31 protein-coding genes are annotated in these 25259 nt (G+C 65.5%); 21 read left to right on the forward strand and 10 right to left on the reverse strand.

What is annotated here, in order from left to right; genetic code table 11:
* Window positions 1-5 precede the first annotated feature (5 nt).
* Together ACFQPB_RS17245 and ACFQPB_RS17250 are read right to left on the reverse strand one after the other, a co-directional pair.
* Complete coding sequence (locus ACFQPB_RS17245; protein ID WP_382225926.1) at window positions 6-908, reverse strand: DMT family transporter; 903 nt, start codon at window positions 906-908, stop codon at window positions 6-8.
* Window positions 905-1759 carry a 3',5'-nucleoside bisphosphate phosphatase gene (locus ACFQPB_RS17250; RefSeq protein WP_382225929.1) on the reverse strand — a complete coding sequence of 285 codons (855 nt, stop codon included), beginning with the start codon at window positions 1757-1759 and terminating at the stop codon, window positions 905-907. Before ACFQPB_RS17250 ends, ACFQPB_RS17245 begins: the two co-directional genes overlap by 4 nt.
* Before the next feature lie 97 nt (window positions 1760-1856).
* Between ACFQPB_RS17250 and murJ the strand changes: the two genes are divergently transcribed.
* The 3 genes from murJ to ACFQPB_RS17265 are packed head-to-tail and all read left to right on the forward strand — an operon-like array spanning window position 1857 to window position 4929.
* Window positions 1857-3422, forward strand: a complete 1566-nt coding sequence (gene murJ / locus ACFQPB_RS17255; protein ID WP_382199263.1) for a murein biosynthesis integral membrane protein MurJ — start codon at window positions 1857-1859, stop codon at window positions 3420-3422.
* A 6-nt stretch (window positions 3423-3428) separates the two neighbouring features.
* Window positions 3429-4277: a SirB1 family protein gene (locus ACFQPB_RS17260; RefSeq protein WP_382225932.1), complete on the forward strand. Its 849-nt coding sequence runs from the start codon at window positions 3429-3431 to the stop codon at window positions 4275-4277.
* A gap of 4 nt (window positions 4278-4281) precedes the next feature.
* Window positions 4282-4929 carry a Rossmann-fold NAD(P)-binding domain-containing protein gene (locus tag ACFQPB_RS17265; protein ID WP_382225935.1) on the forward strand — a complete coding sequence of 216 codons (648 nt, stop codon included), beginning with the start codon at window positions 4282-4284 and terminating at the stop codon, window positions 4927-4929.
* 2 nt (window positions 4930-4931) lie between these two features.
* Here ACFQPB_RS17265 and ACFQPB_RS17270 read toward each other — a convergent pair whose 3' ends face one another.
* From ACFQPB_RS17270 to purM, 6 genes are all read right to left on the reverse strand, one after another.
* A complete protein-coding gene (locus ACFQPB_RS17270) occupies window positions 4932-5909 on the reverse strand; it encodes a GlxA family transcriptional regulator (RefSeq protein ID WP_382225938.1) in 978 nt (325 codons plus the stop codon).
* The gene (locus tag ACFQPB_RS17275; protein WP_382225941.1) at window positions 5906-6568 is read right to left on the reverse strand and encodes a LysE family translocator; all 663 of its coding nucleotides are present in this window, start codon (window positions 6566-6568) and stop codon (window positions 5906-5908) included. Before ACFQPB_RS17275 ends, ACFQPB_RS17270 begins: the two co-directional genes overlap by 4 nt.
* Window positions 6556-7170 (reverse strand): DJ-1/PfpI family protein, encoded by a 615-nt coding sequence (locus tag ACFQPB_RS17280; RefSeq protein ID WP_382225944.1) that lies wholly within the window; start codon window positions 7168-7170, stop codon window positions 6556-6558. The genes ACFQPB_RS17275 and ACFQPB_RS17280 overlap by 13 nt, the downstream gene beginning before the upstream one ends.
* 151 nt (window positions 7171-7321) lie before the next feature.
* Window positions 7322-7498 carry a hypothetical protein gene (locus ACFQPB_RS17285; RefSeq protein WP_382225947.1) on the reverse strand — a complete coding sequence of 59 codons (177 nt, stop codon included), beginning with the start codon at window positions 7496-7498 and terminating at the stop codon, window positions 7322-7324.
* A 36-nt stretch (window positions 7499-7534) separates the two neighbouring features.
* Entirely contained in the window at window positions 7535-8032 is a 498-nt protein-coding gene (locus ACFQPB_RS17290) for a DUF1579 domain-containing protein (protein ID WP_382225950.1), read from the reverse strand.
* Window positions 8033-8196: 164 nt separating this feature from the next.
* A complete protein-coding gene (purM, locus tag ACFQPB_RS17295; protein WP_382225954.1) occupies window positions 8197-9228 on the reverse strand; it encodes a phosphoribosylformylglycinamidine cyclo-ligase in 1032 nt (343 codons plus the stop codon).
* Between the two features lie 98 nt (window positions 9229-9326).
* Here purM and ACFQPB_RS17300 point away from each other — a divergent pair, with 98 nt between their 5' ends.
* From ACFQPB_RS17300 to ACFQPB_RS17325, 6 genes are read left to right on the forward strand one after another with little or no spacing between them, the layout of a single operon-like run.
* Window positions 9327-10394 carry an AI-2E family transporter gene (locus ACFQPB_RS17300; protein ID WP_382225956.1) on the forward strand — a complete coding sequence of 356 codons (1068 nt, stop codon included), beginning with the start codon at window positions 9327-9329 and terminating at the stop codon, window positions 10392-10394.
* Window positions 10391-11077, forward strand: a complete 687-nt coding sequence (hda, locus tag ACFQPB_RS17305) for a DnaA regulatory inactivator Hda (protein ID WP_382199271.1) — start codon at window positions 10391-10393, stop codon at window positions 11075-11077. Before ACFQPB_RS17300 ends, hda begins: the two co-directional genes overlap by 4 nt.
* On the forward strand, window positions 11074-11757 hold the full coding sequence (locus tag ACFQPB_RS17310) for a histidinol-phosphatase (RefSeq protein WP_382225959.1): 684 nt from the start codon (window positions 11074-11076) through the stop codon (window positions 11755-11757). The genes hda and ACFQPB_RS17310 overlap by 4 nt, the downstream gene beginning before the upstream one ends.
* Window positions 11738-13357 carry a polynucleotide adenylyltransferase PcnB gene (gene pcnB, locus ACFQPB_RS17315; protein ID WP_382225961.1) on the forward strand — a complete coding sequence of 540 codons (1620 nt, stop codon included), beginning with the start codon at window positions 11738-11740 and terminating at the stop codon, window positions 13355-13357. Before ACFQPB_RS17310 ends, pcnB begins: the two co-directional genes overlap by 20 nt.
* Before the next feature lie 3 nt (window positions 13358-13360).
* On the forward strand, window positions 13361-13828 hold the full coding sequence (gene folK / locus ACFQPB_RS17320) for a 2-amino-4-hydroxy-6-hydroxymethyldihydropteridine diphosphokinase (RefSeq protein ID WP_382225964.1): 468 nt from the start codon (window positions 13361-13363) through the stop codon (window positions 13826-13828).
* 44 nt (window positions 13829-13872) lie between these two features.
* Window positions 13873-14583: a hypothetical protein gene (locus ACFQPB_RS17325; RefSeq protein WP_382226073.1), complete on the forward strand. Its 711-nt coding sequence runs from the start codon at window positions 13873-13875 to the stop codon at window positions 14581-14583.
* A 3-nt stretch (window positions 14584-14586) separates the two neighbouring features.
* Here ACFQPB_RS17325 and pdxH read toward each other — a convergent pair whose 3' ends face one another.
* A complete protein-coding gene (gene pdxH, locus ACFQPB_RS17330) occupies window positions 14587-15222 on the reverse strand; it encodes a pyridoxamine 5'-phosphate oxidase (protein WP_382225967.1) in 636 nt (211 codons plus the stop codon).
* A complete protein-coding gene (locus ACFQPB_RS17335; RefSeq protein WP_382225970.1) occupies window positions 15219-15821 on the reverse strand; it encodes a gamma-glutamylcyclotransferase in 603 nt (200 codons plus the stop codon). The genes pdxH and ACFQPB_RS17335 overlap by 4 nt, the downstream gene beginning before the upstream one ends.
* 51 nt (window positions 15822-15872) lie before the next feature.
* Here ACFQPB_RS17335 and ACFQPB_RS17340 point away from each other — a divergent pair, with 51 nt between their 5' ends.
* The 12 genes from ACFQPB_RS17340 to ACFQPB_RS17395 all read left to right on the forward strand — a co-directional run bounded on the left by ACFQPB_RS17340 (window position 15873) and on the right by ACFQPB_RS17395 (window position 25167).
* A complete protein-coding gene (locus ACFQPB_RS17340) occupies window positions 15873-16424 on the forward strand; it encodes a YceD family protein (protein ID WP_382199278.1) in 552 nt (183 codons plus the stop codon).
* A 119-nt stretch (window positions 16425-16543) separates the two neighbouring features.
* Complete coding sequence (gene rpmF / locus ACFQPB_RS17345; RefSeq protein ID WP_009518787.1) at window positions 16544-16726, forward strand: 50S ribosomal protein L32; 183 nt, start codon at window positions 16544-16546, stop codon at window positions 16724-16726.
* A 95-nt stretch (window positions 16727-16821) separates the two neighbouring features.
* On the forward strand, window positions 16822-17868 hold the full coding sequence (gene plsX, locus ACFQPB_RS17350) for a phosphate acyltransferase PlsX (protein WP_382199279.1): 1047 nt from the start codon (window positions 16822-16824) through the stop codon (window positions 17866-17868).
* Entirely contained in the window at window positions 17869-18846 is a 978-nt protein-coding gene (locus ACFQPB_RS17355; RefSeq protein WP_382225973.1) for a beta-ketoacyl-ACP synthase III, read from the forward strand.
* Window positions 18847-18907: 61 nt separating this feature from the next.
* Complete coding sequence (fabD, locus tag ACFQPB_RS17360) at window positions 18908-19858, forward strand: ACP S-malonyltransferase (RefSeq protein WP_382199281.1); 951 nt, start codon at window positions 18908-18910, stop codon at window positions 19856-19858.
* Window positions 19855-20604 (forward strand): 3-oxoacyl-ACP reductase FabG, encoded by a 750-nt coding sequence (fabG, locus tag ACFQPB_RS17365; RefSeq protein ID WP_382199282.1) that lies wholly within the window; start codon window positions 19855-19857, stop codon window positions 20602-20604. The genes fabD and fabG overlap by 4 nt, the downstream gene beginning before the upstream one ends.
* 117 nt (window positions 20605-20721) lie before the next feature.
* On the forward strand, window positions 20722-20961 hold the full coding sequence (gene acpP, locus ACFQPB_RS17370) for an acyl carrier protein (RefSeq protein WP_382199283.1): 240 nt from the start codon (window positions 20722-20724) through the stop codon (window positions 20959-20961).
* A gap of 6 nt (window positions 20962-20967) precedes the next feature.
* Complete coding sequence (fabF, locus tag ACFQPB_RS17375; RefSeq protein ID WP_382199284.1) at window positions 20968-22212, forward strand: beta-ketoacyl-ACP synthase II; 1245 nt, start codon at window positions 20968-20970, stop codon at window positions 22210-22212.
* A 14-nt stretch (window positions 22213-22226) separates the two neighbouring features.
* Window positions 22227-22706 carry a hypothetical protein gene (locus tag ACFQPB_RS17380; RefSeq protein WP_382225976.1) on the forward strand — a complete coding sequence of 160 codons (480 nt, stop codon included), beginning with the start codon at window positions 22227-22229 and terminating at the stop codon, window positions 22704-22706.
* 59 nt (window positions 22707-22765) lie between these two features.
* Entirely contained in the window at window positions 22766-23407 is a 642-nt protein-coding gene (rpoE, locus tag ACFQPB_RS17385; protein ID WP_382199285.1) for an RNA polymerase sigma factor RpoE, read from the forward strand.
* Window positions 23408-23446: 39 nt separating this feature from the next.
* Complete coding sequence (locus ACFQPB_RS17390) at window positions 23447-24130, forward strand: sigma-E factor negative regulatory protein (protein ID WP_382225979.1); 684 nt, start codon at window positions 23447-23449, stop codon at window positions 24128-24130.
* On the forward strand, window positions 24127-25167 hold the full coding sequence (locus ACFQPB_RS17395) for a MucB/RseB C-terminal domain-containing protein (protein ID WP_382199287.1): 1041 nt from the start codon (window positions 24127-24129) through the stop codon (window positions 25165-25167). The genes ACFQPB_RS17390 and ACFQPB_RS17395 overlap by 4 nt, the downstream gene beginning before the upstream one ends.
* Window positions 25168-25259: the final 92 nt, after the last annotated feature.

Here is a 25259-nt window from a genome sequence, read left to right on the forward strand (position 1 = left end):
GTGGTTCAGCCCGCACAGGGCCTGGGTGCCGGGCGCGTTGCCAGCCAGGCGGCCGTGGCGCCACAGGCCATGATGAGGGAAATGCCGCCCAACTCGACGTGGCCGGGAATGTGGTCAAACACCCACCAGCCGGCCAACATGGCAAAGGCAATCTGGGCGTACAGAAACGGTGTCAGCGTGGCGGCGGGCGCGCGGGCAAACGCCAGGATGAGCAGGTAGTGGCCCACGGTGCCCATGAGGCCCAGCAGGAACAGCAGCCCCAGGGTTTCGCGGTCGGGAATGGCCTGCCAGATCAGGGGCAGGGCCAGGCTCATGGCCAGCGCACCCACCCAGCCGGTGTAGAGGTGCATGGTCATGGCGTCTTCGGTGCGGGCCATGCGGCTGGTGAGGATCTGGAAAGCGGCGTAGGCCACCACCATCACCAGCGGCAGCAGGGCGACCCAGCCCAGGCTGGTGTCGGCGCCCTCCCACGGCTGAACGATGAGCAGGGCGCCGGCAAACCCGCCCGCCACCAGCAGCCAGCGCAGCGGGCTGACCCGCTCCTTCAGGAACACGGCTGCGAGCAGGGTCACCATCAATGGGGTGAGCATGAGGATGGCGGTGAATTCGCCCACCGGCATCAGGCTCACGCCGTAGTAGCCCAGCACGCTGACCACCAGCAACAGCAGGCCACGCACGATTTGCAGGGGCAGGTGCCGGGTGTGCAGCAGTTGCCGCCCGCGCAGGGGCAGCAACACCGCGCTCATCACCACGGCCTGGAACATGTAGCGGAACCACACCGCGATCAGCACGGAAATGACGGCGCTGATGTGTTTGACGCTGCTGTCGAGCACGACAAAACAGGCCAGTGCGGTCAGCAGCAGAGCAATGCCCTGCAAAGGGCGCGACGTGGGGGCCGGGGCGCTCATTGGATGCGGTCGGCCAGCAGCTCCCACACCGGCGTGAGGCGTCCCTCCAGGTAGGGCAGTTTGCCCAGGTCGCAGTGGCTTTCGTCCGGGCTGTGAAAATCGCTGCCGCGCGAAGCCGCCAGGCCAAATTCGATGGCCAAGTCGGCGTATTTCACGTATTCGGCGGCCGTGTGGCTGCCGGTCACCACCTCCACGCCGCGCCCACCGTGGGCCTTGAATTCGGTGAACAGCGCGTACTCGCGGGTGGGGTTGTGGTCGTAGCGGGCCGGGTGGGCGATCACGGCCAAGCCACCTGCTTCGGTGATCCAGCGCACCGCATCGCCCAGCTGTGCCCAGCGGTGGGGCACAAAACCCGGCTTGCCTTCGGTGAGGAATTTGCGGAACACCTCGTTGGTGTCGCGGCACACGCCACTTTCCACCAGGTGGCGCGCAAAGTGGGTGCGCGAGATCAGATCGGGGTTGCCCACGTACTGCAGCGCGCCCTCGAACGCGCCCTGAATGCCCACCTTGGCCAGGCCGTCGGCCATTTCGCGGGCGCGTTCTTCGCGGCCGCCGCGCGTGCGCTTGAGGCCTTGCACCAGCGCTGGGTGGTCGGGGTCAAAGCCCAGGCCCACGATGTGCACCGTGATGTCGGCAAAGGTGACGGAAATTTCGGTGCCGGTCAGGTACTTCATGCCCACCGCCTTGGCCGCCGCTGCCGCGCGGTGTTGGCCGCCTACCTCGTCGTGGTCGGTCAGGGCCCACAGCTCCACGCCGTTGGCGCGGGCGCGCTCGGCCAGGGCCTCGGGCGTGAGGGTGCCGTCGGAGACGACGGAATGGCAATGCAGGTCGGCGTTGAGTAGGGCGTTCACCCCCTGATTTTACGAAGCTGCCCGTGAGTCTGCTGACGGGGGCCCGCAGACGCGGCCGGATACATGGCCTTACCAGCGCGCTCGCTACACTTCTTGCGTGTCACTGTTCAAAGCCGCCTCCCTCATTTCGCTGCTCACGCTGGCGTCCCGCATCACTGGCCTGATGCGCGAATTGCTCATGGCTTCCGCCTTCGGCGCCAGCGCCATGACAGACGCTTTCAACGTCGCCTTCCGCATTCCCAACATGTTGCGCCGCCTGTTTGCCGAGGGTGCGTTCAGCCAAGCCTTCGTGCCCGTGCTGGCCGCCGCCAAGGAAAAAGACGGCGAGGCCGCCACCAAGGTGATGATCGACCACATTGCCACCGTGATGGCCTGGGCGCTGACGGCCACCTGTGTGCTGGGTGTGGCAGGCGCGCCCATACTGGTGTGGGCCCTGGCCGCCGGTTTGCAGCAAGACCCCGCCGGCTTCGAAGCCGCCGTGTTCATGACGCGCTGGATGTTTCCCTACATCGCCTTCATGTCGCTGGTGGCCTTGTCGGCAGGCATCCTCAACACCTGGAAGCGTTTTGCCGTGCCAGCCGCCACGCCGGTTCTGCTCAACCTGGCCATGATTGCCGCCGCCTGGTGGGGCGCACCGTGGTTTGCGTCGCTGGGCATCAACCCGATTTACGCCATGGCGGGCGGCGTGATGCTGGGCGGTGCGCTGCAGCTGGGCGTGCAAATCCCTGCCTTGCGCGCCCTGGGGCTGTTGCCACGCATCCACTGGCGCTGGGCCGGCCTGCGGGACGCCTGGCGCCACCCGGGCACGCGCCGCGTCACCACCCTCATGCTGCCGGCCTTGCTGGGCGTGAGCGTGGCGCAGGTGTCGCTGCTCATCAACACCCAGATCGCGTCGCACCTGCGCACCGGCAGCGTGAGCTGGCTGAGCTACGCCGATCGCTTGATGGAATTCCCCACGGCCTTGCTGGGCGTGGCCTTGGGCGTGGTGCTGCTGCCGCAATTGGCCGCCGCCAAGGCACAGGACGATGCCGAGCGCTACAGCGGCCTGCTCGATTGGGGGCTGCGGCTGGTGGTTTTGTTGGCCGTGCCGTCGGCCGTGGCGCTGCTGACCTTTGCCCAGCCGCTGGTGGCCGTGCTGTACCACTACGGCGCTTTCACCGATGCCGACGTGCGCCAGACCGCCCTGGCCCTGATGGGCTACGGTTTGGGTTTGCTGGGCTTGGTGGCCATCAAGGTGCTGGCGCCGGGTTATTACGCCAGCCAGGACATCCGCACACCCGTCAAGATCGCCATCGTCGTGTTGGTGTTCACCCAACTGCTGAACCTCGCATTTGTGCCGTGGCTGGCCCACGCGGGCCTGGCATTGTCCATTGGGCTGGGCGCTTTGCTCAACGCTGGCTGGCTGCTGGTGGGCCTGCTGCGGCGCGGGGCTTACAGGCCGGGGCCAGGCTGGTGGCGTTTTGTGTTGCAGGTGGTGGCGGCCAGCGCCATGTTGGCCATTTACCTGCTGTGGGCAGGCACCGGCCTGGGCTGGCTCGCCGCACCCGGTGCGGCCTGGGCGCGTGTGCTGCAGTTGCTGCTGGTGCTGGGCGGGGCGGCCACGCTTTATTTTGTGGTGTTGCTGCTGGGTGGTGTGAAGTTGCGTGAGTTTGTGAGAAAGTAACAAGCGATGTTCTCCCTCGCTGCGCCCACACCGCTGGATTTTTTTGCCGCTCTGGTGGCCGACGACGACCAGCTGCCGCTGCTCGAGGCCGCCGCTTCGATTGCCCAGGACGAGTACCCCGACCTCGACGTGCAGCAGGTGCTGGGCGACGTGGACCAGCTGCTGGCCCGTCTGCGCCGCCGCTTGCCCGCCGATGCGCCGCCCCTGCAGCGCCTGCGCGGGCTCAACCAGTTCTTCTTCCGTGACCTGGGTTTTGGCGGCAACGTCAACCACTATTACGACCCCGACAACAGCCACCTCAACGTGGTCATGCGCACCCGGCGGGGCATCCCCATCACGTTGGCGGTGCTGTGGCTGGAGCTGGCGCAGGGCATGGGCCTGTCGGCGCGGGGCGTCAACTTCCCCGGCCATTTCATGGTCAAGGTCAACCTGCCCCGGGGCCAGGTGGTCATCGACCCCTTCACCGGCCAGTCGCTCAGCCGCGAAGACCTGGCTGAGCGGCTGGAGCCCTACAAACGCCGCAACGGCCTGGTGGACGACTTCGATGTGCCTGTGGGCCTGTACCTGCAGTCGGCCACACCACGCGACATCCTGGCGCGCATGCTGCGCAACCTCAAGGACATCCACACCACCCACGAGGATTGGACACGCCTCATCCAGGTGCTCGACCGCCTCATCGTGCTGCTGCCCGAAGCCCACATCGAGTACCGCGACCGTGGCCTGGCCTGGGCCGAAAAAGGCGAGCTGCGGCGTGCCGTGGGCGACCTGGAGCACTACCTGGCCCACGCCGACGACGCGTTGGACATCGACGCCGTGACCCAACGTGTGAGCGAGTTGCGGCGCGAGTTGAGTTGACCCATTGACCGGCAAAACGCTGCTGATCGCTGGCGCCACGGGTTTGGTGGGCTCGCACGCGCTGCGCCTGGCGCTGGCCGATGCACGGGTTGAGCGTGTGGTCGCACCCACCCGACGCCCGCTGCCTGCCCACCCCAAACTGCTCAACCCCATCGAAGACTTCGCTCACCTGCCACCCGTGGCACCGTGGTGGCGGGTGGATGGTGTGGTGTGTGCGCTGGGCACCACCATGGCCAAGGCCGGCTCAAAGACCGCGTTTGAGGCGGTGGACTACGAGATGCCGCTGGCCGTGGCGCGGCTGGCACTGCGCCACGGCGCGCAGGCCTTTGCGCTCAATTCCGCATTGGGGGCCAACCCCGATGCGCGGGTGTTTTATTCGCGCGTCAAGGGCGAGCTGGAGCAGTCGCTGCGGAACATGAAAAACCCCGGCTACGCTTCGCTGACCTTTGTGCGCCCCGGCTTGATTGGTGGCGAGCGGCCTGAGCAGCGGCGCGGCGAAAGCCTGGCCATCGCCGCCACCCGCCTGCTGTCGCCTCTGTTGCCCCGGCGCTACCGGCTGGTGCCGGCCGAGCGCATCGCGCACCACCTGGTGGAAGCGGCCTTGGCGGCCACGCCGGGCGTGACGGTGCTGGCGTCAGAGCAGTTGCTGTAGCGTCAGCGTCCCGCTGCCGAGGGGGTGCCACTTTTACCCAGTTGTTGCCAGGTGCGCCGCAACTGGGTGTCTGAGCCAAAACCCGCCAGCGCCGCCGCCTGGGTGACGTTGTGCCCCGCGTTGAGCGCCGCTTCGGCCACCGCCAGCCGGATTTGACGCAGGTAGTTCAAAGGCGTGGTGCCGGTATGGTCGCTGAACAGCCGTCCCAGGTGCCTTGGCGAGGTGTGTGCCAGGGCTGCCATGTGCGCCAGCGGCCAAGAGGCCTGTGGGTCCCGGCACACCGCATCCTGCACACGGTGCAGCGCGGCGTGCAGGTGGTTGCGGTGGGCCAAAAAGGGTGACATTTCCGGGTCGTTGGGCCCGCGCCGCATGGCCACCACGAGGGCCTGCGCCACCTGGGCCGCCACCGTTGGGCCACACACCATGCTGACGCGGTGCAGCATGAGGTCGATGCCGGTGGTGACCCCGGCGCTGCTCCACACCGGCCCGTCGCTGGTGAACACCCGGTTGACCGCGACCCGGCAGCGGGGCTCTGTCTCACGCAGTTCCTCCAGGTGTTCGTGGTGGGTGGTGGCGTCGCGTCCCGACAGCAGTCCGGCACGCGCAGCAATGATGGCACCGGCACATACGCACACCAGCTCGGTTTGTCCCTCCCGCAATGTCAGCGTGGAAAGCCACCGCAGCACGGCCTGCGCGGCCGGTGTCTCCAGGTTCATGCGGGTGCCCACCTGGCCCAGAAGCACGACCCAATCGGTACGGTCGGCCGAGGGCGTCAGTTTGGGCAAGGGTGCGATGTGGCTCACGGTGGCGCCGATGGAGGTGTGGCATTCGGCGCTTGGCCCCACAAAATCCCAGGCAAAGGCGTCTGGCAGGCCACGTTCTCGCATCGCCAGGTTGGCCAAACGCAGCACCTCTGCGGGTCCGGCCCAGTCCAGCACCAGGCAACCGTCGAGCAGCACAAAATGCACGTGGATGGTCATGGCCCGACCGATTGTTGTTGCCAACCGCTCCACGCGGTCCAGAGTGCGGACGCGATGAGCAACACGCCCACCGCCTGCGCCACCCTTTTCTGGCGCTCAGGATGCTGGTTCATTGCCCGACGCAGGCCGCCGGCACCCACCACCAAACAGCCATAGACCAACGCTTGTGTGCCCACCACAATGGCGCCCATCAACACACCTTGCAGCCACAATGGCAGCTCGTCGGCACGCAAAAATTGCGGAAAGATGGCCAGCATGAACACATAGGCTTTAGGGTTGAGCAGGCAGGTCAACAAGCCTTGCCAGCCGGCGCGCCAGCTGTGTTGGGCTTGCCGATTGTCCAGTCCAATGTCGCCGAGCAAAGCCCCATCGCGCCACAGTGTCCAGCCAATCCAGGCCAGGTACATCGCGCCACCCAGCAGCAGACCTTGGTAGGCCCACCTGGCGTGGGTCAACAACAGGCCCAAACCGAGCATGGCCACGAGCACATGCACCGCGCCGCCCAGCATCACCCCGGCCGTGGCCGCAGCGCCAGCGCGCCTGCCTTGGGTCAGCGTTTTGCCGAGGATCAGGGCCATGTCCATACCGGGCAACACCATGATGCCCAACACCACCAGGGCGAACAGGCCCAGGTGTTGAAAGTGGTTCACGTTGTCCATGGGTAGTCCATTTGGTGGGCGGTGCGCTGCGCCCACTCGGTGCCAGCCAGGCGGCTCACCAGGTGCAGGCACATGTCGATGCCGGCGCTGATACCGGCAGAGGTGACGGTGTGGCCGTTGTCCACCCAGCGCACGTGGGGCACCACCTGCAGTGTGGGGAATTGCGCTTGAAGATCGTCGAGGTCTTCCCAGTGGGTGGTCACGCGTTCATGAGTTAACACGCCGCTGGCGGCCAATACAAATGCGCCGGTGCAGACCGAGGCGGTGATCTGGCTGCGACCATGTTGCCTGGTCACCCAGGCACGGGTTTTTGGGCAGGCCATGGGCGCGTTCACTACGCCGCCAGGCACGATGAGCACGTCGGCTTGTGGTGCGGTGTCGAACGTGGCGTCGGGCAACAGGCGCAGGCCGGCGCGGGCGCGAACGGGGGCATCATCCCGCGCGACGCTTTGCACCCGGAACAGGGGAGGGGTGTCTGGCTGGCTGCGGCCCCACACCCGGCTGGCGGTGGTGAAGACCTCGTAGGGGCCGGCAAAGTCCAGTGCTTCGACCTCGTCAAAGGCCAGGATGGCAACCGTATAGGTGGGTGGCGTGGTGGGCATGGCGGCTCGGATGATGAGCCGCCATTGTGTCCAGTGCTGTCAAATCACGCCACTCAGGTGCAGACAGAAAACAATCAAATCAGGACATCAGACCACGAGCGCGGCCGTCCCTTCGCCAGGCGGGACGATGGCACCGATCTCGAACACCGTCTCACCCCGGGCGCGCAGGCAGCGACTTGTCCAGCAGGCAGCTGCTGATGATTTTGCAGCCCATTGACAATGCCGTCACTGCGGTGGCGACGGTGTCCTCGGATAGCTTGTCGCAGGCGACGCAGTCGAAGAAGAACAACGGCTCAGTGTCTCGACCCAACACATCGTTCACGTTCATGTCATTCGGGCTTGCCCGGGATTTTGAACACCATCTTCAAGCATCGCTGCTTGCCGAAGTGAACTGCATGATCCAGTTGGTTTCCCACGTAGCGCCGCCATCTCCCGAGAACGCCTGTTCCCAACGGGCTTCCTCGTTTTGATGAGGTAGCCAAGTGAAACGGACTTTGATTGGCTGCCCATTGAGGAGGTCATCAGCGTAAAAAACGCCCCTGGCATCAATGAACCGTCCTACAACGGGCTTGTCGAGTTGGCTCGGATTTCGACTGTCGAGCCACCAGATAGACCAGTTCTTGGTTTTGGTGCAGTAGGAGCGCAGTGCGGCTGCGCGAAAAGTGCCCTCTGGGGGGTAGAGGATGTTGTCTTCTAGATTGCCGAGTCCGCCGAGTGTTTTTCGCGTGGACGAACGTCCTGAAAACGCTGTCCAGGTCGTGCACCCTACGAGTCGTTCGTTGAGTCGCTTGTGGTGGACGATCCAGTCTCCGATGATGAAGTCGAAGTCTTTTGGGGCGGAACTTTCAAGGGGAAGTGTCACGGGTGGCCTTTCTTGGTGGCAAGCGTTCTGCGATGCCAAATGGCCGTTGTCGGACGATGGGTCATGGGGCATCCTAAAGAGGGAGTGCCCCGATTGTTCCTTTTGTGATCTGGGCTCGTCCGCTCGGCAGCGGACGAAAAACGAACAGATCAGGACATCAGGTGTCAGGACACAACGACGGCGGCGCCTTCGCCACGCGGGGCAATTTGGCCAATCTCATACACCGTCTCGCCCTGGGCCCGCAGGGTGGCCGCGCAGGCAGCGGCTTCTTCGGCGGCAATCACCACCACCATGCCGATGCCGTTGTTGAAGGTGCGGTTCATCTCGATGTCGTCGATGCCGGCCACCTTCTGCAGCCAGGCGAACAGCTCGGTCTGCGGCCAGCTGCCCTTTTTCAGGTGGGCGGCGGTGCCTTCGGGCAGCACGCGGGGAATGTTCTCCAGCAGGCCACCGCCGGTGATGTGGGCCAGCGCCTTGATGGGGTGCTGGGCCAGCGCGGCCAGCACGGGCTTGACGTAGAGGCGGGTGGGGGCCATGACGGCATCGCGGAAAGGCTGGCCGTCGAGGGTGGCGGGCAGGTCGTTGCCAGCGCGGTCGATCACCTTGCGCACCAGCGAGAAACCGTTGGAGTGCACACCATGCGAGGCCAGGCCCAGGACCACGTCGCCGGGCTTCACGTCCTTGCCGGTGAGGATTTTGGATTTTTCGACCGCACCGACGCAGAAGCCGGCCAGGTCGTATTCGCCGGCGAGGTACATGCCGGGCATTTCGGCGGTTTCGCCACCGATGAGCGCGCAGCCGCTCAGTTCGCAGCCCTTGGCGATGCCGCCCACCACGGCGGCGGCGGTGTCCACGTCGAGCTTGCCGCAGGCGAAGTAGTCGAGAAAGAACAGCGGCTCGGCGCCTTGCACCAGCACGTCGTTGACGCTCATGCCCACCAGGTCGATGCCCACGGTGTCGTGTTTGTTCCACTCAAAGGCCAGTTTGAGCTTGGTGCCCACGCCGTCGGTGCCGCTCACCAGCACCGGTTCTTTGTAGCGCTTGGGCACCTCAAACAGCGCACCAAAGCCGCCGATGCCGGCCAGCACGCCTTCGCGCATGGTTTTTTTGGCCAGGGGCTTGATGCGTTCGACCAGGGCATCGCCAGCGTCGATGTCCACGCCAGCGTCTTTGTAGGAGATGGGGGTGTTGCTCATGGAAGTGCCAGTGGAATGGCTGTAAGGGCGGGAGCGCGCAGGAGCGCCAGCCAGGGCCGATAAAATTTGACTGATTTTACGGTCCCCCGTTTCACACCATGCAATTTTCCCCCGCCCAGATTCGTGCCGCCACCTGGCTGGGCATGGGATTGTTGGCCTGGCTGCTGCTGGCGGCCTTGTCGCCTGTGCTGATGCCTTTTGTGCTGGCCGCCGTGCTGGCTTATGCGCTGCATCCCTGGGTGGAGCGCATGGCTGCGCGCCGTGTGCCGCGCTGGTTGGGCGCAGGGCTGGCCATCACGGTGCTGATGCTGGTGATGCTGGCCGTGGCATTGCTCATTGTGCCGGTGGTGAGCAAGCAGGTGCCGCTGTTGCGCGAGCAGGTGCCGGCGCTGCTGGAACACCTCAACCTCTGGTTGACCCCGCTGGCCGCACGGTTTGGGCTGGATTTACAGATCGACGTCAACCTGGTGCGCGACACCTTGCGCAAGCTGGTGTCGGGCCACGAAAGCGAGCTGATCGATGGCCTGTTGTCCTCGCTGCGCATCGGCGGCAGTGCCGTGTTGGCCATCGTCGGCAACTTCACCCTCATGCCCATCGTCGCCTATTACCTGCTGCTGGATTGGGATGGCATGGTCGGGCGCGTCAAGGCCCTGGTGCCACCGCGCTGGCTGGAGCCGACGCAGCGCTTTCTGGACGAGACCGACGACGTGCTCGGCCAGTACCTGCGTGGCCAGTTGCTGGTCATGGGCATCCTGGCCGTCTTCTACACCGTGGCGCTGGCCCTGTGTGGCCTCAAGCTGGCGCTGCCCATCGGCGTCTTCACCGGCTTGGCGGTGTTTGTGCCCTACCTGGGTTTTGGCCTGGGCCTGGTGCTGGCCCTGCTGGCGGCACTCTTGCAGTTCCAGAGCCTCACCGCCGTGGCCCTGGTGGGCGCGGTCTACGCCATCGGCCAGGTGGTGGAAAGCATGTACCTCACCCCCCGCCTGTTGGGTGAGCGCATCGGCTTGCACCCCATCGCGGTGATTTTTGCCTTGTTGGCCTTTGGTCACCTGCTGGGTTTTGTGGGGGTGTTGATTGCTCTGCCCGCCAGCGCCGTTTTGCTGGTGGCGCTGCGCCGGCTGCAGACGCTGTACGTGGGCAGCGATTTGTACCAGGACGGCAAATGAAACAACTCGCCCTGGACATTGGCTTGGCGCCCCTGCCTTCGCTGGACAACTTTGCGTCGCACGGCAACGAGGCCGCGCTGGACCACCTGCACCTGTGGGTGCACAACCCGCTGCGTTCGCCCGTGCCCACCCTGCTCTGGGGCCCACCGGGCTGTGGCAAGACCCACTTGTTGCAGGCCGTTCGCCTGGCCTTGCTGGGGCAGGGCACCGCCGTCGGCTGGCTGGACGCCTCCATCGCCGACCCCCCTGCCTTCGATGAGCGCTGGGGCGCCGTGCTGATGGACGATTGCCACCTGTTCACCGCCGCGCAGCAGGCGGCGGCCTTCAACTGGTTCGTCAACGCCCAGACGCCCCATGCCGGCCAGGCCCGCTGGGTGCTGGCCACGTCTGACCGCCCGCCGGCCGACCTGCAACTGCGTGAGGATCTCCGTACACGGCTCGGCTGGGGCCATGTGTTCCAATTGCAGGGTTTGGCCGAGGCCGAGCGCCGCGCGGTGTTGCGCCGCGCCGCCGACGAACGGGGTGTTTTTCTGGGCGACGAGGTCATGGATTTCATGCTCAACCGCTTCTCGCGCGATCTGGGCAGCCTCATGGCCCTGCTCGACGAACTGGACGCCTACGCGCTGCGCACCCAACGCGCCATCACCATCCCGCTGATCAAGGCGATGCTTGAGAACGAATGAGACTTGCACTGTTTGACCTGGACCACACGCTGATCCCGCTGGATTCGGACCACGCGTGGGGCCAATTCACCGTGGCCCAGGGTTGGCGCGACGCCGAGGCCTTTGGCCGCGCCAACGACGCCTTTTACGCCCAGTACAAGGCCGGCACGCTGGACATCGCCGAGTACATCCGCTTTGCCACCGAAGTCATCCGCGAGCTGGGGCCGGAGCGGGCCGCCGCCGCCCACGCCGACTTCATGCGCGAGATGGTCCTGCCCCACATCCAGCCCCAGGCCCTGCAACTGGTGCGCCACCACCAAGCCGCGGGCGACACGGTGGTCATCGTCACCGCGACCAACGAGTTCGTCACCCGCCCCATCGCCGATGCGTTTGGTGTGGCCGAGCTGATCGCCATCCGGCTGGAGCGCGATGCCGCCGGCAACCCCACCGGCGAGATCGCCGGCACGCCGTCCTTTCGCGAAGGCAAGGTGGTGCGTGTGGCCGAGTGGCTGGCAGAGCGGGGCCTGGGCTGGGCCGACGTGAGCCACAGCACCTTCTACAGCGACTCCATCAACGACCTGGCCATGCTCGAACACGTGCATGCGCCGGTGGCCGCCAACCCCGACGAGCGCCTGCTGGTCATTGCTCAAGCGCGTGGCTGGCGCATACTGAACCTCTTCCATGATCAAGAAATTCATTGACAAGCTGCTGGGCAAGTCCAGCCCTGCCGCGTCCCGCTTTGGCAAACGCGAAGACGTGCCGGTGTCGGTGCACGGCATCGACCCCACGCTGGTGGACCAGCGCGCGCTCGACGTGGTGGAGACACTGCAACGCGGTGGCTACCAAGCCTACATCGTGGGTGGCGCGGTGCGCGACCTGCTGCTGGGCCTCAAGCCCAAGGACTTCGACGTCGCCACCGATGCCACGCCCGAGCAGGTCAAGGGCCTGTTCCGTCGCGCCTTCATCATCGGGCGGCGCTTTCGCATCGTGCACGTGGTGTTCGGTCGGGGCCGGCAAGACCGGGGCTTGAGCGAGGTGATCGAGGTCTCGACCTTTCGCGCCCACCTCGACAGCGCCGACGCTGAGCAGGTGAGCGGCAACGAACGCACCAGCAAAAACGCCCTGGCCGGCATGACCCACGCGGTCGATGCCAGCGGCCGCGTGCTGCGCGACAACGTGTGGGGCCCGATCGAACACGACGCCGCGCGCCGCGACTTCAGCATCAACGCCATGTACTACGACCCGCAGACGCAGGTGGTGGTCGATTTCCACCACGGCATCCGCGACGCCAAGAAGCGCGTGCTGCGCATGATTGGCGACCCGGCCACCCGCTACCGCGAAGATCCGGTGCGCATCATCCGCGCCGTGCGTTTTGGCGCCAAGCTCTCGGCCTTGGGCTTCAAGTTCGACGCCAAAACGCGCGAGCCGCTGCAGTCCTCGCGCAGCCTGCTGGCCGACGTGCCGCAAAGCCGCCTGTTCGACGAGATGCTCAAGCTGTTGCAGACCGGCCACGCGCTGGCCAGCGTGGAGCAACTCAAGGCCACGGGCCTGGCCACCGGCATCTACCCGCTGCTGGACGTGGTGGTGCAACGCGCCGATGAGCCCTTCGTGAAGTTGGCCCTGCAGGACACCGACCGCCGGGTGGGTGAAAACAAACCCGTGGCGCCCAGCTTTTTGTTGGCCTGCGTGTTGTGGGCCGATGTGCGTGCCGGTTGGGACAAGCGCCAGGCCAATGGCGAGCAAGCCTTTGCCGCCTTGCAGGATGCGGTGGACGATGCCTTCAACGCCCGCATCGGCGACGTGTCGGGCCGGGGCAAACTGGGCACCGACATGCGCGAGATCTGGACCATGCAGCCGCGCTTTGACCGTCGCACCGGTTCGTCGGTGTTTTCGCTGGTGGAGCAGCCGCGTTTTCGCGCCGGTTTCGACTTTTTGCGCCTGCGCGCGCAGACCGGCGAGGTGGATGAAGAGTTGGCCCATTGGTGGGAAACCTTCAGCACCGCCAGCGACGCCGTGCGTCGCGACATGGTGGATGCTGTGCGCCAGGAGCAGCAGAAACAAAAAGGCGGCGCCAAGGCCACCAGGGTGCGCCGTGTGCCCGCCGCCACACCGGCGCCCCTGCCTGAACAAGACCCGCGCTTCCGGGATGTCGAGTCCGATGATGAAGACACAGCGGACCCGGTCGCGCAGTCGGACGCTGCCGGCGGCGGCTCACCCGTGCGCAAACGCCGCCGTCGTCGCCGCAAGCCCGGTGGTGGCGAAGGTGGGGCCGCCCCCACGCCAGAAGGCGGTGGCGACTGAGCCATGACGGTTGTGCCCGTGTCCGCCTTTGTGGCCCTGGGCGCCAACCTGGGCGATGCGGCCGCTACCGTGCGCCAGGCCATCACCGACCTGGGGACCTTGCCTCAGACACGCCTGGTGCGAGCCTCTCGCCTGTACCGCAGCGCCCCCTGGGAGGCCAGCGGGCCCGATTTTTTCAACGCCGTCGCCGAAGTGGCGACCTTGCTGGACGCACATGCGTTGCTGGCGGCCTTGCACGGGCTGGAGCAGGCCGCCGGCCGCGAGCGGCCCTATCTGAATGCGCCCCGCACACTGGACCTGGACCTGCTGCTGTACGGCGATGACCACATCGCCACCCCCTCATTGACCGTGCCACATCCCCGCATGGATCAACGCGCGTTTGTGTTGCGACCGCTGGCCGAAATTGCCGCCGACAAGGTGAGCGCCACCACCCTGGCGGCCGTGGCCGCGCAAGACGCGAGGCCGCTGTGAGTCCCGCCCGCCACCTGCGTTGGGTTGCCCTGGTGTGGGCGTGGATGTGGGCATGGGTGCTGGTGGGTTGTGCCGCCACGCCAGCGCCCAAGGGTGAGGTGACCGCCGCGCCCACCACGGCCACCGAGCTGGGCCAGTCCGACGTCAACCGCATGGCCACCCTGGGCATGCGGGCCAACCTCGACAGCCTGATGAGCCTGGCCGACAAGCTCTACCGCCGCAACCCGCGCGAATGGCGCAAGGGCGGGGCCACGGGACGCGAGGAAGCGTTGGAGCGTTTGCGGGTGGCGATCGAACAGCGCCAGCCGTGGCCGGCCTTGCAAGGCCGGCGCGACATCGCCGCTTTGGCCTTGGCCTTGTCGCCCGATTTTGCGGCCGACCGCGTGGCAGCCTTCATCGCCGCCACCGCCGACATGGTCATCGTGGCGCACGGTGGCAAGACCGAGTTCTACCTGATCGACAGCCTGGACGCCCAGAGCCTGTACAACGCCGCGCGCAATGTGGAAATTGCCGTGTGGATGTTGGCACAGCGCCGCGATGCGAGCGGCCATCCCCTGTTGCTGGCCGACGAAATCGGAGCCCAGACGCGCAACCTGAGTTTTGAGCGCGAGTTTGGCAAGGTCGTGGCGCGTTTGGACCTGCTCGCCGCCGTGTCGGCCGAAAAGTACCGCCGCGCGGTGGTGAGTTACGTGCAAAACCTCTTGGGTGGCACGCTGCTGCAGTTTTTGCCCGTGCGTGCCGTGGCCGCGCCTTGAAGTTCAGGGCGCCAGGCGCTCGCGGCGCCAGCCTCCGCCTGCTTGGGGTGTGTAGCGCAGCCGGTCATGGAGGCGGCTTTTGCGGCCTTGCCAGAACTGCCATTGTTCGGGCTTGAGCCGGTAGCCGCCCCAATGCGGCGGGCGGGGCGGTTGCAAAAGGAACTTGGCGCCGAACTTGGCCGCGTTGGCCACCAGCACGCCGCGGCCCTCGATCACCTCGCTCTGTGGGCTGGCCCAGGCGCCGATGCGGCTGTCCAGCGGGCGGCTGTGGAAGTAAGCGTCGCTTTCTTCGTCGCTGACCTTCTCCACCACCCCTTCAATGCGCACCACCCGCTCCAGCTCCACCCAGTGGAACTGCAAGGCCGCAAAGGGGTTGCCGGCCAGTTCGCGGCCCTTGCGGCTCTCGTAATTGGTGTACCAGACGATGCCTCGTTCGTCATAGCCCTTGATGAGCACCACGCGCGTGCTCGGGCGCAGGTCGCTGCCCACCGTGGCCAGTGTCATGGCGTTGGGTTCGGGTACCTGGCCCTGAATGGCCTGCTGCAGCCACAGGTCAAACTGTTTCAGCGGGTCGGCAAGGGAATCGGTTTCGCTGAGCTCGGCCTTTTCGTAGCTCTTGCGCAAATCGGCGATGTTCATGGGGTGTGGTGGTGTGAGGGATGGGGGGCCGCGAGTGCCACCACACGCTCCAGTTCGGCATCCTGGATGCCGATGGCGCGCAGGTGGTCGCAGGTCAGGCGGGCGTAGTCGAGTGTGCTGCCATAACGCCCACGCGAGTGGGCAAAAATCTCGCGGTAGCGGGCGTCAGTCAGGCGGCCGGTGTAGTTGGGGCTGTGGCGCGACAGCGTGAAGGACAGTGCACTGACCGGTCCTTGTGGCGTTAGGCAGGGCAGCCATTTTGGGTCGTACACCGGGTTGGGCATTTCGCGTTGCCACAGCTGGGGCAACATGTCCGGCACGTGGTCGGCCTGGATGCGCAAGGCCATGCCCCGGCAACTGCCGCCGCTGATGAGGGCGAGCACCAGGCCAGGCCGTTCGGGTGTGCCCCGGTTCACCCGGCTCCACATTTGCAACGCGCGGTGGTGGCCATGCACGCGGGCAGGGCGTTTTTCGGCCACCTCGAATTCGGTTTTCCAGATCAGTGAGCCGTAGGCAAACAGCCAGAGGTCGTCACCTTGCGCGCGCCATTCATCGAAGGTGCGTTGCAGCATGGTCGCGGCGCAGCGGATGGTGGTCATGGGGTGGCAACTAAAATGTCAGACAGTTCTTTCAAGCATACCCGCGAGCGCATGGCCACACGACCCCTTCCCGATAGCCTTGATTTGCGCCACCTGGCGCAGTCGGGGGACACCCTGGCGGGCGAAGACGCATTGGCCTTGTTCCCGCGCCTGGTGGCCGAAGCCGCCGACACCGAACCGCGCCTGGTGCGCTGGGCCGCGCAAGCCGAATGGCGGCGTGCCGTGGCCGCACCGGGTACGGTTGCGCAACAGGCGCCGGTGTTGTGGCTGCACGTGAGCGCTTCCACCGAGTTGCCGGTGGTGTGCCAGCGTTGCCTCACGCCCGTGGTTGAGGCGCTGGCGGTGGACCGCTGGTTCCGCTTTGTCGCCGACGAAGCGACCGCCGACGCCGAAGACGAGGACAGCGAAGAGGACGTGCTGGTGTTCCAGCCGGCGTTCAACCTGCGCGAACTGGTCGAGGACGAACTCATCATGGCCCAGCCGCTGGTGCCCATGCACGAGGTCTGCCCGACCGTGCTGCCGACCTCCGCAGGCCCTGCGTTGGAGGACGCACCCGCCAAGCCCAACCCCTTTGCGGTGCTACAGCAGATCAAGAAGGGCTGACCCTTGCTGGTCACTCGTCTCAGATGAGGCTATAATGCGTGATTTGGCGCCGGCCACGGCTTGAGTGGTATGTATGGTTTTGGCGCATTTCACTCACCTTATTTATCCAGGAGCCAACCATGGCCGTTCAGCAAAACAAAAAGTCGCCCTCCAAGCGCGGTATGCACCGTTCGCACAACGCCCTGACCACCCCGGGCACGGCCGTTGAGCCCACCACCGGTGAAGTGCACCTGCGCCACCACATCAGCCCCAACGGTTTCTACCGTGGTCGCCAGGTGCTGAAAAACAAGTCCGAGGCCTGATCGCGCGTCCGCGCTTATCGGTTTCACGGCTTTTTCAGCCCAATCAAGGCCCGGCGCTACGCCATCAGTAGCCTCGGGCCTTTTTGTTTGCACGCATGATCACCCTTGCCGTTGACTGCATGGGCGGCGACCACGGTCCCGCCATCACCTTGCCGGCCTGTCGGCGCCTGTTGGAGCGCCATGCCGACGTGCACCTGCTGCTGGTGGGTTTGCCCGAGGCTTTGAAGGGCTTTGTGCACGAGCGTGCCACCGTGGTGCCCGCCAGCGAGGTGGTGGCGATGGACGACCCGGTCGAGGTGGCGCTGCGCCGCAAGAAGGACTCGTCGATGCGGGTGGCGATACAGCAGGTCAAAGATGGCCGCGCCCAGGCGGTGTTATCTGCCGGCAACACGGGGGCTTTGATGGCGATTGCGCGCTATCTGCTCAAAACCCTCGACGGTATCGACCGCCCCGCGATTGCCTATCCCATGCCCAATGCCTTGGGTGGCTCGACCACGGTGCTCGATTTGGGCGCCAATGTGGACTGCACCGAACAGCACCTGCTGGAGTTCGCTGTCATGGGCTCGGCCCTCGATTCGGTGCTCAAGAACAAACCGCAGCCCACCGTGGGCCTGCTCAACATCGGCTCCGAAGCCATCAAGGGCAACGAAGTCATCAAGAAGGCCGGCGAGCTGCTGCGCAGCGCCGCAGACGCGGGCGACCTGAACTTCATCGGCAACGTTGAGGGCAACGACATCTTCAAGGGCACGGCCGATATCGTGGTCTGCGACGGATTTGTGGGCAACGTCGCCCTCAAGGCCAGCGAAGGCCTGGCGTCGATGATCGCTGCCTTCCTCAAACAAGAGTTCTCTCGCAACATCTTCACCAAAATGGCAGCTGTTGTTGCTTATCCGGTGTTATCTGCTTTCAAAAAACGCGCCGACTACCGCCGTTACAACGGCGCGGCCTTGTTGGGCCTGCGCGGGCTGGTGTTCAAGAGCCATGGCTCGGCCGATCCCTTTGCTTTTGAGCAGGCCTTGAACCGGGCGTATGATGCGGCCCGCAACCACCTGCTGGAACGTGTGCAGGCCCGCATTGCGCACGCCGCGCCTTTGTTGACCGGCGCCAGCGCTGTGCCCGTCTCCGCGGCCACCCCAGATTAAATGAGCGCTTTTTCTCGCATCACCGGCACCGGCAGCTACTTGCCGCCGCGCCGCGTCACCAATGCCGACCTCGCGGCCGAGTTGGCCACCCGGGGTCTGGAAACGTCAGACGAATGGATTGTGGAACGCACGGGCATCCGGGCGCGCCACTTTGCTGCGCCCGACGTGTGCAGCAGCGACCTGGGCGCCGAAGCGGCCCGTCGCGCGATCGATGCCGCCGGCTTGCAGCCGCAGGACATCGATCTCATCATCGTCGCCACGTCCACGCCGGACATGGTGTTCCCCTCCACGGCCGCCATCCTGCAGCACAAGCTGGGCATCGCAGGCTGCCCGGTGTTTGACGTGCAGGCGGTGTGCAGCGGTTTTGTCTACGCGCTGACCGTGGCCGACGCCATGATCCGCACCGGCACCGCCCACAAGGCGCTGGTGATCGGCGCCGAGGTGTTCAGCCGCATCCTCGATTTCAACGACCGCACCACCTGCGTGCTGTTTGGCGATGGTGCTGGCGCTGTGGTGCTGGAGGCCAGCGACACGCCGGGCATTCTTGCCACCGATTTGCACGCCGACGGCAAACACGTGGGCATTCTGTGTGTGCCGGGCACGGTGTCGGGTGGTCAGGTGTTGGGCGATCCGACCCTCAAGATGGACGGACAGGCGGTGTTCAAGCTGGCCGTGGGCGTGCTGGAAGACGCTGCCCGGGCCACGCTGGCCAAAGCGGGTTTGCAGGACACCGACATCGACTGGCTGATCCCGCACCAGGCCAACATCCGCATCATGACCAGCACCGCGCGCAAGCTCAAGCTGCCCATGGACAAGGTGGTGGTCACGGTCGATCAGCACGGCAACACGTCGGCTGCCTCCATTCCGCTGGCCCTGGACCACGCGGTGCGCGCCGGGCAGGTCCAGAAAGGCCAAAAACTCATGCTCGAAGGTGTGGGCGGTGGCTTCACCTGGGGTGCGGTGCTGCTCACGTTCTGAGCGCGAACCCCGGTTTTGATTCATTCAGTGTGTGGGCGTCTGCCCACCCGAGGTTGATGTCATGAAATCCTTTGCTTTTGTATTTCCCGGCCAGGGCTCCCAGTCCGTGGGCATGCTGGACGCCTGGGGCGACCACCCCGTGGTGCTCGAAACCCTGAAAGAGGCGTCTGATGCTTTGGGTGAGGACGTGGGCCGCCTGATCCACGAAGGCCCCAAAGAGGCCCTGGCCCTGACCACCAACACCCAGCCGGTGATGCTGGTGGCGGCCGTGGCCGCGTGGCGTGTCTGGCGTGCCGAGGGCGGGGCCTTGCCTGCGGCCGTGGCTGGTCACTCGTTGGGTGAGTATTCGGCGCTGGTGGCGTCTGGCGTGTTGACCCTCGCTCAGGCGGCGCCGCTGGTGCGCTTTCGCGCGGCCGCCATGCAAGAGGCCGTGCCGGTGGGCACCGGCGCCATGGCCGCCATCCTGGGCATGGATGCGGCCAAGGTCATCGCCGGCTGTGCCGAGGCGCAGGCCACGTTTGGCGCAGGCAGTGCCGAGGTGGTGGAGGCGGTGAACTTCAACGACGCCGCCCAGACCGTGATCGCCGGCAGCAAGGCCGCCGTTGAAAAGGCCTGCGAGGTGCTCAAGGCCAACGGGGCCAAACGGGCGTTGCCCTTGCCGGTGTCCGCGCCGTTCCACTCCAGCCTCATGAAGCCGGCAGCCGACAAGCTCAAAGTCAAGTTGGCCGATACCGTGTTTGCGGCCGCGCAGATCCCCTTGGTCAACAACATCGATGTGACGGTGGAAACCGACTCGGACCGCATCCGCGACGCCTTGTACCGCCAGGCTTTTGGTCCGGTGCGCTGGGTCGAGTGTGTTCAGGCCATCAAAGCACGTGGCATCAGCACGCTGGTGGAATGTGGCCCTGGCAAGGTGCTCGCGGGCATGACCAAGCGCATCGACGCCGAACTGACCGGCGCCGCGTTGTTCGATCCGGCCACGCTGGCCGACGTGAAGGAGTTGCTGGCATGAGCGAGATCAAGTTCGAAGGCCAGGTGGCCCTGGTCACGGGTGCCTCGCGTGGCATTGGCGCGGCGATTGCGCTGCAACTGGCCCAGCAAGGCCTCAAGGTCATTGGTACCGCCACCAGCGACGACGGTGCGGCCAAGATCAGCGCGGCCCTGTCGGCGCACGCCGGTTGCCGTGGCGCCAAGCTCGACGTCAACAACGCGGCCGATGGCGAAGCCCTGGTGGACGCCATCGTGAAAGAACATGGCGGCTTGCAGGTGCTGGTGAACAACGCCGGCATCACCCGGGACATGTTGGCCATGCGCCTGAAGGACGACGACTGGGACGCGGTGCTGGACACCAACCTCAAGGCCGTGTTCCGCATGAGCCGTGCCGTCATCCGACCCATGATGAAGCAGCGCTATGGCCGCATCATCGCGATCACCAGTGTGGTGGGTGCTTCGGGCAACCCGGGGCAGGCCAACTACGCGGCCGCCAAAGCCGGTGTGGCCGGCATGACCCGCGCCCTGGCGCGTGAGCTCGGCAGCCGCAACATCACCGTCAACTGCGTGGCGCCCGGTTTCATCGAGACCGACATGACCGCCAGCCTGGCCGAAGAACAGCAAAAGGCGCTGCTCGGCCAGATTCCCCTGGGCCACCTGGGCAAGCCGGCCGACATCGCACACGCGGTGTCCTTCCTGGCCTCGCCCCAGGCGGCCTACATCACGGGTCAAGAACTGCACGTCAACGGCGGCATGTTCATGGCCTGAAACCGTTCTCAAACGTCGTTTGAATCCGCCCGGCGGGTCGGCAGGGGCACTTTTAGGTGCGATACCCTAGCCCGGCTAAAATGGCGGCCTTCAATCCAACCACCCTTTGAGGGACTTATGAGCGATATCGAAGCACGTGTGAAGAAAATCATTGCCGAGCAACTCGGCGTGGAGGAAAGCCAGGTCACCAACGAAAAAGCCTTCGTGGCCGATCTGGGCGCTGACTCGCTCGATACCGTGGAACTGGTGATGGCGCTGGAAGACGAATTCGGCATCGAGATCCCCGACGAAGACGCGGAGAAGATCACCACGGTGCAAAACGCCATCGACTACGCAGTCAACCACCAGAAGGCTTGATTTGGCATGACCAGACGCCGTGTTGTCGTGACCGGTCTGGGCTGCGTGAGTCCCGTGGGCAACACGGTGGACGAAGCCTGGGCCAACCTGCTCGCCGGTCGCTCCGGCATTGACCTGGTCACCAAATTCGATGCCTCCAACTTCGCCTGCAAAATTGCGGGTGAGGTCAAGAATTTTCCGCTCGAGTCCTACATCGGCGCCAAAGAGGCGCGGAGCATGGACACCTTCATCCACTACGGCATCGCCGCTGCGGCCCAGGCCGTGGCCGACGCCGGGTTGAAGGTGGGCGACGCGCTCGATGGCGATGCCGCCGAGCGCATTGGCTGTGTGATCGGTTCGGGCATTGGCGGTTTGCCAATGATCGAAGAGACCCACGCCGAACTGACCAACCGGGGGCCCCGGCGCATTTCGCCGTTTTTTGTGCCAGCGTCCATCTCCAACATGATCGCCGGTCATGTGTCGATGCGCTTTGGTTTCAAAGGCCCCAACCTGGCCATCGTGACCGCCTGCACCACCGGCCTGCATTGCATCGGTGAAGCTGGCCGGCTGATCGAATACGGTGACGCCGACGTGGTGGTGGCGGGCGGCTCCGAAGCCACCGTGTCACCCCTGGGCATTGGCGGTTTTGCCGCCATGCGTGCGCTCTCCACCCGCAACGACGACCCCGCCACCGCATCCCGCCCTTGGGACAAGGACCGCGATGGTTTTGTGCTGGGCGAAGGTGCGGGTGTGTTGGTGCTCGAAGAGTACGAACACGCCAAGGCGCGTGGCGCCAAGATTTACGCCGAACTGGCGGGTTTTGGCATGAGCGCCGATGCGGGCCACATGACCGCACCCAACATGGACGGCCCACGCCGCGCCATGGTGCTGGCCTTGCGCAACGCCGGCATCAACGCCGATCAGATCGACTACCTGAACGCGCACGGCACGTCCACCCCGCTGGGGGACGTGAACGAAACCAATGCGATCAAGGCCGCGCTGGGTGAGCACGCCAAGAAGACGGTGGTCAACTCGACCAAGTCCATGACCGGCCACCTGCTGGGTGGCGCGGGTGGCATCGAATCGGTGTTCACCGTGTTGGCGCTGCACCACCAGAAGAGCCCGCCGACCATCAACATCTTCAACCAGGACCCCGAGTGCGACCTGGACTACTGCGCCAACACCGCGCGCGACCTGAAGATCGATGTGGCGATGAAAAACAACTTCGGTTTTGGCGGCACCAACGGCACGCTGATCTTCAAGCGCGTCTGAGCCACCTTTGCTGAATGCCGGGCACGCCCCGCTACCACGCCCCGCCGGTGTCTTACCCGGTGGGGCGTTGTTTTTGGGAGGGTGGCGTGCTGCTGGGTTTGTGTTTGTTGTTGCTGGGCACACTGCTCACCGCCGCGACCGTGGGGGCTGATCCACGCGAACACCCTGCCGCGGCACGTTTTCTGGTGTTGGGCTTGCTCGGCTGGTGTTTGGCAGCGGCTTTGGCTTTTCGGCATTGGCGACGGAGCCCCCAGGGACAGCTGCGCTGGGTCCGAGGCCAGTGGACGTGGTCGGCGGACGGCGCGAACGACGCCCACCTCCTGTCTGCGATTGAGCTGGCTTGGGATGGCCAGACACTGCTCTTGTTGCGACTGCATGCCCCTTCTGCGGTGCCGCGTTGGGTTTGGCTGGAACGCCAGCGCGATGTGGCGCGTTGGGATGACCTGCGCCGTGCGGTGTGGGCATGCCAACGGGAATCAAACGCAGGCACTTGATACCGCGCGTCCGGCTCGGTCTGACCCATGGGGTATATTTCGCGGCCACTCCAGCGACCATGAACCCCGACGACCACATCTCACCGCCTGCACCCGATAGCGACGTTTTGCTGGTCCAGCGTACCCTGGCGGGCGAGGAGCGGGCTTTCGAGATGCTGGTCATCAAATACCAACGACGCATCGAGCGCCTGATCGGGCGCATGGTGCGCGACGTGGACCTGGTGCCCGACATTGCCCAGGAAACCTTCATCCGTGCCTACCGGGCCCTGTCACAGTTCCGAGGTGACGCCCAGTTCTACACTTGGCTTTACCGCATCGCGGTCAACACCGCCAAGAAGCAACTGCTGGAACTGAAACGCGACCCGGTGATCCTGATGTCGTCCATGAAATCGGCGGACGACGATGAAACTTCCGGCGCCGATCTGGAACCAACGCAGCAGATTGCCGATGCCGAGACGCCCGAGGCCGTGTTGGCCAGCAAGGAAATTGCTGCCGCCGTGAATGCCGCCATGGAGGCCTTGCCCACGGAGCTGTGCCAAGCCATCACCTTGCGTGAGATCGATGGTTTGAGCTACGAGGAAATTGCCGTGGCGCTGGACTGTCCGATCGGAACCGTGCGCTCGCGGATTTTCCGTGCCCGCGAAGCGATTTCGGCCCGCATCAAGCCCTTGCTGGAAAACCAGTCCGGCAAGCGCTGGTGACGCATTGGCATCGACGACGTTTTTTTTGTGAGTGTGACCATGAACCGCCCAACGACTCCAGCCCACGTTCCTTTTGGCGCGGCGAACCCGCCGGTCGCCGATGGGTCTGTGCACGAACAGCTGTCGGCGCTCGTCGATGGTGAAGTCGATGCCGGTGCCGCAGCGGCGCTGTGGCGCGACGATGGCGGCGTGGTTTGCGCCACCTGGGCGCGTTACCAGGTGATTGGGGAGGCCTTGCGTGGCGCGCCCGCTCAGGCCGCCGACGCTGAGCGTGTGTCAGCCATCATGCAGCGGGTGCGTCAGGAGCGCGCCGCCACCACGCCAGCACCGGTGGCGGTATCGGTAGCGGTGGCCCCCACCCGCGCCGAAGCCGCCAACGACGCCGTGTTCCGCTGGAAGATGCTCGCGGGTTTCGCTTCTTTGGCCGCTGTGGTGGCCGTGGCCTGGAACATGTCGGGTGCCGGGGGTGCCGGGGGTGCCAGTGATGCCGCCGGGCCTCAGCTGGCGCAGGCACCGGTGCTGACCGCGCCTGTGGCGGCAGCCCCTGCGGCGCCGGTGGTGGCACCGGTGATGGTGGCCGGTGAACAAGGCCCCGTGCTGCGCGATCCGCGCCTTGAAGAGTTGATGGCAGCCCACCGCCAGGCGGGTGGCATGTCTGCGTTGCAGATGCCGGCCGGCTTCCTGCGCAACGCCGCCTTTGACTTGCCGGAAGGGCAGCGATGAGCCGCGTGGGTGATTGCCGTGTGTTGGCGCGTGGCCTGGGCCGCCCGATGGCAGGCCTTGCCTTGTGGGTCGCGCTGGCGGCCTCGGGCGCCATGGCCCAGACACCCGGTGCCGCATCCGGCGGCACGGCCGCGCCGCCCAGCCTGAACCAGTGGTTGGACCGCCTGCAGGACGCATCCCGCCGCCGGGCCTACATTGGCACCTTTGTGGTCTCCGCCGGCACCACCATGTCGGCTTCGAAGATCTGGCATGTGTGCGATGGCACACAACAGATGGAGCGCATTGATTCGCTCACCGGCACCGCGCGCACGACCTTGCGCAAGAACGACGAGGTGCTCACCCTGGTGCCCGAATCGCGCGTGGCTTGGGCTGAAAAACGCGAGGCGCTGCGCCCCTTCCCCGACCAGATCAAAACGCCTGGCAATGCCATTGAGGAGCACTACACGCTGCGCCTGCTGGGTGTGGAGCGTGTGGCCGGTTTTGACGCCGACGTGTTGCACATCCAGCCACGCGATGCGCTGCGATTTGGCTACCGCGTGTGGTCTGAAAAGCAGACCGGCCTGACGGTCAAGATGCAGACGCTGGACGGACAGGGTCAAGTGATCGAGCAGATGGTGTTCTCCGAGTTGCAGCTGGACGCGCCGGTGAAGATGGACACCCTCAGCAAGCTGATGGCCAAAACGCAGGGCTACAAAATCCTGCGGCCTCAGCTCAACAAGACCACACCTGAGGCCCAGGGCTGGCGGCTGCGCCAGGATGTTCCGGGCTTTCAGGGCATGAGCAGTCACACGCGCGGCGACCCGGCAGCGCCCGCCGGCAGCCTGCCCATGCAATGGGTGTTTTCCGATGGCCTGAGTTCGGTGTCGTTGTTTGTGGAGCCCTTTGATGCGCAGCGGCACCGCCGTGAAGGCGCTTCGTCCATGGGTGCCACCCATTCACTCACGGTCCGACTGGGTCAGCATTGGTTGACCGCCATGGGTGAGGTGCCGCCGGCCACGCTGCGCGAATTTGCGCAGTCGCTGGAACGTCTGCGCTGAACCCGGATCACAACCGACACGCGGGGCTCGGTGCTCTGCGGGGTTGAAGAATCGGCCCCATTCCCCATTTTGTGGAAGCCGTTCGTTTAGGA

Source organism: Hydrogenophaga atypica, from assembly GCF_042665215.1.
GTDB classification, from domain to species: Bacteria; Pseudomonadota; Gammaproteobacteria; order Burkholderiales; family Burkholderiaceae_C; genus Hydrogenophaga; species Hydrogenophaga defluvii_A.